This window comes from Chitinophaga sp. (genome assembly GCF_035564935.1).
Taxonomy (GTDB): Bacteria; Bacteroidota; Bacteroidia; order Chitinophagales; family Chitinophagaceae; genus Chitinophaga.
Genome location: NZ_DATMTE010000715.1, coordinates 1 through 2,027, shown reverse-complemented (window position 1 = coordinate 2,027; position 2,027 = coordinate 1). Strand labels below are relative to the sequence as shown.

Genomic DNA, 2,027 nt, shown 5'->3' with positions numbered 1-2,027 from the left:
GTCAGACAAAATCCGCGCTAATCGCGTATCTTCGTATTAACCATTAGATTTTTATTTGAGCACGCCCGTAGCTATATTACAGCAGTATTGGGGATACGAACAGTTTCGCCCGTTACAGGAAGATATCGTGAATGCTGTACTGGAAGGACAGGACACACTGGCTTTGCTTCCCACCGGCGGAGGTAAGTCTATTTGCTTCCAGGTGCCGGCCATGATGAAGCCGGGTTTATGCCTGGTGATCACTCCACTCATTGCACTGATGAAGGACCAGGTGGCCAATCTCAAAAAAAGAGGGATCACTGCTTATGCTGTTTATTCCGGGATGCCTTTCCAGGAAGTGGAAAGGGTGCTGGAAGCTGCACGGCGCGGAGGTTGCAGGTTTTTATATATATCTCCCGAAAGATTGCAAAGCAAACTTTTTCAAACCTATTGCGATGGTCTCCCGGTAAATTTGCTTGCTGTTGACGAAGCGCATTGCATCTCCCAGTGGGGATACGATTTTCGCCCGGCATACCTGCAGATAGCAGATATCCGCAGCTTCTTCCCGGATGCGCCGGTGCTGGCGCTTACAGCTTCTGCAACTCCACGGGTGCAGGCAGATATTTGCGAGAAACTACTGATGAAAGATGCCAGGGTTTTTACTAAAAGCTTTGCCAGGTCCAATCTTTCTTACAGTGTACTGGAAGAACCTACTAAAATTGATAAGGTAAAACATATACTGGACCGCGTGCCCGGCAGTGGCATTGTTTATTGCCGTAACCGCAAACGCACTAAGGAAATTGCGTCGCTGCTGGAGTTACAGGGCATCCCTGCCAGTTATTATCATGCAGGTTTGCCACAGGCCGAAAGAACCGCGCGGCAGGAAGCCTGGATCAATAATGAAACGCGCATCATGGTTTGTACCAACGCCTTTGGTATGGGCATCGACAAACCCGATGTACGCATCGTAGTGCATTACGATTTGCCCGATGGCCTGGAAGCCTACTACCAGGAGGCTGGCCGCGCCGGCAGGGATGAACAGAAAGCATATGCGGTGCTGTTATACAATGAAGAAGAACTCACAGAAATGCATGAACGGATTGCATTGCAGTTCCCTACATTGGAACAGATCCGCGAGGTATACCAGGGCATTGTTAATTACCTGCAGGTTCCCGTTGGCAGCGCGGAAGGTTTGTACTTCGACTTTGACATCAACGATTTTGCCCGTACTTTTCACCTTAACCTCACCATGGCATACAGCGCTGTACGCCTGCTGGAACAGGAAGGCGTGCTGCAACTCAGTGAAAGTGTGTTCCTCCCATCGCGTGCAGAATTTGTTACCAACAAGGAATCCCTGTACGAATTTGAAAATGCTTATCCTGCCCTGGAGGAAATTATTAAAACGTTATTGCGTACTTACGAAGGTATTTTCGATAACGCAGTACCAGTGTACGAACGGCAAATAGGCCGTATTATGCTGATGGAAGATGATGAGATCGCGGCCCAACTGCAGCAGCTGCACCAATATGGAATCATAAATTATCAACCCCGTCGCGATGAACCGCAGTTATGCTTCCTGCAGGAACGGGTATCTGCGCAAAACCTGCGTATCAATATGGCAAGGGTGGAAGTGCGTAAAAAAGTGTATGCCGACCGGCTCAATGCGATGTTTGCGTATGCCCGTAACCGTGATACATGCCGCACACAGCAACTGGTGGCTTACTTTGGGGAAAAAGACGCCACCCCCTGCGGTGTATGCGATGTTTGTTTGAAAAAGAAATCGCAACCTATAGATGCCGCCGGATTTAAACGTATATCCGATCACGTTATCGCTATGCTGAAAGAACAACCACTGCTGTTTAACGTGCTGCAAAACAAACTGCCTGATGTAAAAAGAAGCGACCTGATGGAAGTGCTGCAGTTCCTCAATGAAGAAGGGCTGGTAGTGCGCGATGATGCGGGGCGTCTTTCCTGCCCCTAAGCGGATTTTGTCTGACTCAGGATTAAACTGATTACGCTGATTACCCTGATTTGATTACTTTGGATTT

At 48.6% G+C, this 2,027-nt stretch carries 1 protein-coding gene; it reads left to right on the top strand.

Annotated elements, in window-relative coordinates:
* Positions 1-55 precede the first annotated feature (55 nt).
* Entirely contained in the window at positions 56-1,960 is a 1,905-nt protein-coding gene (locus VN105_RS18450; protein ID WP_325643002.1) for an ATP-dependent DNA helicase RecQ, read from the top strand.
* Positions 1,961-2,027 lie beyond the last annotated feature (67 nt).